Source organism: Serratia nevei, assembly GCF_024160145.1.
Lineage (GTDB): Bacteria > Pseudomonadota > Gammaproteobacteria > Enterobacterales > Enterobacteriaceae > Serratia > Serratia nevei_A.
This window is the reverse complement of the sequence record NZ_JAMYWQ010000072.1, coordinates 1-4,997: the sequence shown is the minus strand read 5'-3', so window position 1 is coordinate 4,997 and position 4,997 is coordinate 1. Positions and strand designations below refer to the sequence as shown.

At 52.3% G+C, this 4,997-nt stretch carries 4 protein-coding genes, 4 tRNA genes and 1 other RNA gene; 8 read left to right on the top strand and 1 reads right to left on the bottom strand.

The window, feature by feature from the left end; genetic code table 11:
• Positions 1 to 446 precede the first annotated feature (446 nt).
• Positions 447 to 1,484, top strand: a complete 1,038-nt coding sequence (gene murB, locus M6G53_RS24620; protein WP_253335132.1) for a UDP-N-acetylmuramate dehydrogenase — start codon at positions 447 to 449, stop codon at positions 1,482 to 1,484.
• Complete coding sequence (birA, locus tag M6G53_RS24615) at positions 1,481 to 2,443, top strand: bifunctional biotin--[acetyl-CoA-carboxylase] ligase/biotin operon repressor BirA (RefSeq protein ID WP_253335130.1); 963 nt, start codon at positions 1,481 to 1,483, stop codon at positions 2,441 to 2,443. Before murB ends, birA begins: the two co-directional genes overlap by 4 nt.
• A 48-nt stretch (positions 2,444 to 2,491) precedes the next feature.
• Here birA and coaA read toward each other — a convergent pair whose 3' ends face one another.
• Positions 2,492 to 3,442: a type I pantothenate kinase gene (gene coaA / locus M6G53_RS24610; RefSeq protein WP_025304936.1), complete on the bottom strand. Its 951-nt coding sequence runs from the start codon at positions 3,440 to 3,442 to the stop codon at positions 2,492 to 2,494.
• Positions 3,443 to 4,175: 733 nt separating this feature from the next.
• Between coaA and M6G53_RS24605 the strand changes: the two genes are divergently transcribed.
• The 6 genes from M6G53_RS24605 to M6G53_RS24580 all read left to right on the top strand — a co-directional run.
• A tRNA-Thr gene (locus M6G53_RS24605) sits at positions 4,176 to 4,251 on the top strand.
• Between the two features lie 25 nt (positions 4,252 to 4,276).
• Positions 4,277 to 4,361, top strand: a tRNA-Tyr gene (locus tag M6G53_RS24600).
• Positions 4,362 to 4,407: 46 nt separating this feature from the next.
• Positions 4,408 to 4,523, top strand: a non-coding RNA gene (locus tag M6G53_RS24595) — RtT sRNA.
• 36 nt (positions 4,524 to 4,559) lie between these two features.
• Positions 4,560 to 4,634 (top strand) — tRNA-Gly (locus M6G53_RS24590).
• A gap of 6 nt (positions 4,635 to 4,640) precedes the next feature.
• Positions 4,641 to 4,716: transfer RNA gene (locus M6G53_RS24585), tRNA-Thr, on the top strand.
• Positions 4,717 to 4,825: 109 nt separating this feature from the next.
• A partial coding sequence (locus M6G53_RS24580; RefSeq protein ID WP_227255718.1) for a GTP-binding protein occupies positions 4,826 to 4,997 on the top strand: 172 nt, incomplete at its 3' end.

The window sequence follows — 4,997 nt, the reverse complement described above, 5'->3', positions numbered from 1 at the left end:
AGAAGTGAAACGCCGTAGCGCCGATGGTAGTGTGGGGTCTCCCCATGCGAGAGTAGGACACTGCCAGGCATCAAACAAAGCCGAAAGCCCTGAACTGACGTTCAGGGCTTTTTGCTATGCGTAAAATAAATTCCCTGGCTGTACCTATTGCTTAAAAAAATATCTTTTTTGGCACATGCTGCTTATTCTCATAAGAATGCATAATGTTTTTGACCAGAAAAATAGCCAGTTCAATATATAATTAATAGCCCAGGATTATTATTTAAATAATAAAAATGTCTATTTATGTACCTATTGATGAGAATTATCCGGTTATATCAAAGATAAATCTTAATTCTTCAGTGTATTACTCGATAAATTTCACGTTAATTAAAACAAATATTAGCCAGACGCCTTGAATCGAGTAGACTAGGCAAAAGATTATTTCCGTATGGGTACTGAACGTTATGTCTACTGAAAGCGCGTCCTTAAAAAACCACAATACCTTTGCGCTCCCGGTCAACGCAGCGCACCTGATCATGGCCGATAGAATTGAGCAGATGCTCAAGGTTTGGCAACAAACGCGTAAGCGTCAGGAGCCGCTGCTGATTCTCGGTGAAGGTAGCAACGTGCTGTTCCTGGAGGACTTTACGGGCACGGTAATGGTCAACCAACTAAAGGGCATCGACGTTCGGGAAGATAATGACGCCTGGTACCTCCACGTCAGCTCCGGCGAAAATTGGCACGACCTGGTGCAATATACGCTGCAGGCCGGGATCTGCGGGTTGGAAAACCTGGCGTTAATTCCCGGATTGGCCGGCTCTGCGCCTATTCAGAACATCGGCGCCTACGGCGTCGAATTGAAAGACGTTTGCGAGTATGTCGATCTGTTGGACTTCTCTACCGGTGCTATCGATCGCATTCCGGCAGCCGAGTGTGGTTTCGGCTACCGGGAAAGCATTTTCAAACACCGTTTCCAAACCGGGCATGTCATTGTCGGGCTGGGTTTGCGTCTTAACAAACAGTGGCAACCTAAATTGAGCTACGGCGATCTGGTCAAGCTGGATCCCGCCACGGCGACGCCGCTTCAGGTATTTGAATCCGTATGTGCCATGCGTCGCAGCAAGCTGCCCGACCCACGTGAAACCGGCAATGCCGGCAGCTTCTTCAAGAATCCGCTGGTGAATGCGGAGAAAGCCGCAGAACTCATCACCAAATATCCCGGCATGCCGCATTACCCGCAGCAGGATGGCCAGGTGAAGCTGGCCGCCGGCTGGCTTATCGATCAATGTGAATTGAAGGGATATCGTATCGGTGGTGCTGCGGTACACCGCCAGCAGGCGCTGGTGCTGGTGAACATCGACAACGCCCACAGCCAGGATGTAGTGGCGCTGGCGCGCCACGTACGCAAGACGGTGGCCGACAAATTTGGCGTCTGGCTGGAGCCCGAGGTGCGTTTTATTGGCGCGACCGGTGAGTTGAATGCCGTGGCGGTGCTGTCATGAAAGATACCAAGGTTCCGTTAAAACTGATCGCGCTGCTGGCCGACGGCGAATTCCATTCCGGAGAACACCTCGGCGAGTCACTCGGTATGAGCCGTGCTGCGATCAATAAGCATATTCAAACCATTCGCGAATGGGGACTGGATGTCTTTACCGTGCCCGGCAAAGGCTACAGCCTGCCCAGCGCCATCCAGCTGTTGGAAGCTGAACGCATCCTCAGTCTGCTGGAAGACAAGCGTGTAAGCGTGTTGCCGGTGGTCGATTCCACCAACCAATACTTGCTGGACCGCATCGCCGAATTGCACTCTGGCGACGCCTGCGTCGCTGAATACCAACAGGCGGGGCGAGGGCGCCGTGGGCGGCAGTGGATCTCGCCATTCGGTGCCAATCTATATCTGTCGATGTTCTGGCGATTGGAACAGGGCCCGGCGGCGGCCATGGGGCTCAGCCTGGTGATCGGTATGGTGATGGCGGAAGTGCTACAGCGTCTCGGCGCGGCGGATGTGCGAGTGAAGTGGCCTAACGATCTTTATCTGAACGATCGTAAACTGGCGGGGATTCTGGTCGAGCTGACGGGGAAAACCGGCGATGCGGCTCAACTGGTGATTGGTGCCGGCATCAACCTGGCAATGCGTGATACCAATGCCAGTGCCATTACCCAAGGCTGGATTAACCTGCAGGAGGCGGGTATTCAGATCGATCGTAATGAGCTGGCTGCAACCTTGCTCAATGAACTGCGCCAGTCGTTGAAACAGTTTGAGATAGACGGGCTGGCACCCTTTATCGGTCGCTGGCGTACCCTGGATAACTTTATTGACAGGCCGGTCAAGCTGCTGATTGGCGAGCGGCAGATTGTGGGTATCGCCCGCGGTATCGATTCGCAGGGTGCGCTGCTGTTGGAACAAGACGGGGAGATCAAGCCCTTCATTGGTGGCGAGATATCGCTGCGCAGCGCGGAATAGTTAGAAAAAACAAGGGGACGGCAACGTCCCCTGAATCGATAGGTAGGCTTACTTTCTTAAACGCACGCTTTCAACGGCGTGGTTAGCGCTTTTGGTCATGATCAGGCTGGCGCGTTCGCGCGTAGGCAGTATATTCTGCTGCAAATTCAACCCGTTAATTTCATTCCATAATTGTGTGGCGATATTAATCGCTTCCGGTTCCGGCAATTTTGAATAGTTATGGAAATAAGAATCGGGATTGGAAAATGCGCCCTGACGGAATTTCAGGAAGCGATTGATATACCAGCTTTGCAATAGCGTCTCCGGGGCATCGACATATATGGAGAAGTCGACAAAATCGGAAACGAATACGCGATGCGGATCGTGAGGATAATCCATGCCGCTTTGCAATACGTTCAGCCCTTCCAGGATCAGAATATCCGGCTGCTCAATGACCTTATTGCCTTCGGGCACAACGTCATAGATCAAGTGGGAATAGACAGGGGCGGTGACGCGTTTGGCGCCGGACTTCACTTCCGACACGAATTTCACCAGGCTATGCATATCGTAAGACTGCGGGAAGCCCTTTTTCTTCATCAAACCGCGTTCGTTCAGCACCTTGTTAGGGTGCAAGAAACCGTCGGTTGTGATCAACTCAACGCTGCGGTGTTCCGGCCAACGGCTCAGCAGCGCCTGCAACAGACGCGCGGTTGTGCTCTTGCCGACGGCGACGCTGCCGGCGATGCCGATGACATAGGGAATCTTTTGCCCGTCGGTACCGAGGAATTGCTCCAGCACTGCCTGCCGACGCAGGTTGGAACTGATATAGAAGTTCAACAGTCGTGACAGCGGCAGATAAATCTGCGCAACTTCTTCCAACGAGAGATCTTCGTTAATCCCTTTCAGTTTAACGATCTCTTCTTCCGACAACGTCAGCGGCACCGAATCTCGCAACGCAGCCCATTGGGTACGATCGAACTGTAGGTAGGGCGTTGCTAAAGATTGATCTCTTTTTATCATAAGCCAAATTCTGCCTGTTAACGCAGGTTGGGAAAGGCGCCGGACGCCAGCTCCAGAGAATAAACAAGCTGCATATTATAGACAGCTTCGTTTTTGGCGTAGACTTTTTTCGCAAAAGTTGTCGATTGGCAGCAGTTTATGTCAATTGTGCGAAGCGGCGCGCAGTTGATAAAGCGGGGTTGCAAGGGGGTATCATCAGGGGCGGATACCGCCATGACGATCGGAGGGTATGCCCATCGGGGGCGCCGCATAAACCGGTCGCTTGCCCAAACAGCGATAATTCAGGCTGCGATAAAACGCTTTTGCCGTCGAACCGGACTGGGTATCCCGTTACAGGCGCCCACGTGGCTGCTGCAGGGCGCTTGCTCCAGCGTCTTGCGCCTATGCGATAACTGCGCCAGAGCGACGAATGGTATGGCCAAGACGAAAGGGCAAAGAATCCGTGTAGTCCATGTCGGGACCGGGGCAGGTGGGGCATCGATCCCGCTCACAGTTTACCGCCGCGGGTTAACTGTTTTGAGAAGCCCGACACGGAGAAAGGAACGCTCAAGGCTTGCAAAAAGTGGATAAAATTGTAGAGAATGATTGCCGCTAGTGATGAATGTTTGCACGCCGCAGGCCATGAATTGCATGGCAGCATGCAAAATTGACTGATTTATGAGCGAAAGTGCGCGTAAAGCAATTTTTTTGTTGCATAGGTCGCCCGCTCTACCTAGAATGCGCTGCACTTGATGCCGGCTTAGCTCAGTAGGTAGAGCAACTGACTTGTAATCAGTAGGTCACCAGTTCGATTCCGGTAGCCGGCACCATTCAAGTCACAAGTAGTTAAAATCTGGTGGGGTTCCCGAGCGGCCAAAGGGAGCAGACTGTAAATCTGCCGTCACAGACTTCGAAGGTTCGAATCCTTCCCCCACCACCAAATCTTGCCTTCGGCGATTAACTGAGATGCGATAAATACCGCAACGGTTGATGGCGGGAGGAGAGGGCGAAAGCCTTCGACAAGGTTCGAGCTGTGCAGCGCAAGGCGCAGCCGGCCCGAAGGATGCGAGCCGAGTGATGAACAATCCTGCTCCATCCCAAAATTCTACAGAAAAATCAGGTAGCCGAGTTCCAGGATGCGGGCATCGTATAATGGCTATTACCTCAGCCTTCCAAGCTGATGATGTGGGTTCGATTCCCACTGCCCGCTCCAAGATGTGCTGATATAGCTCAGTTGGTAGAGCGCACCCTTGGTAAGGGTGAGGTCGGCAGTTCGAATCTGCCTATCAGCACCACTTCTTAATTTCTCGCCCCCTGATTTTCTTTCTGTTCTGGATTCAACGAGCAAATGCTTGGTTGATGTGGTGATACCACCGATTTATCCGTGTCTTAGAGGGACAATCGATGTCTAAAGAAAAGTTTGAACGTACAAAACCGCACGTTAACGTCGGTACTATCGGCCACGTTGACCACGGTAAAACTACCCTGACTGCAGCGATCACTACCGTACTGGCTAAAACCTACGGCGGTTCTGCACGTGCTTTCGACCAGATCGATAACGCGCCAGAAGAAAAAG